General features: G+C 64.3%; 1 pseudogene. It reads left to right on the forward strand.

The window, feature by feature from the left end:
* Positions 1–249 (forward strand): annotated as a pseudogene (locus tag VSR82_RS40535) (ATPase, T2SS/T4P/T4SS family); the annotation flags it as partial.

The raw sequence follows: 249 nt of genomic DNA on the forward strand, positions 1-249 counted from the left end.
TCAACGCGCTGCTCACGCAAGCCGCACGCGAGCAGGCATCGGATATTCATATCGAGCCGTTCGAGAATGCGTCGGTGGTGCGTTTTCGCGTCGACGGCACGCTGCGCGACGTGGTGCGGCCTAAAAAGCGCTGCACGGCGCGCTGATCTCGCGGATCAAGATCATGGCGCAGCTCGACATCGCGGAAAAACGTTTGCCGCAGGACGGCCGCATTACGCTGCGCGTCGGCGGTCGTCCGGTCGACGTGCG

The sequence above is a fragment of the Burkholderia sp. JPY481 genome, assembly GCF_038900515.1.
Taxonomy (GTDB): domain Bacteria; phylum Pseudomonadota; class Gammaproteobacteria; order Burkholderiales; family Burkholderiaceae; genus Paraburkholderia; species Paraburkholderia youngii.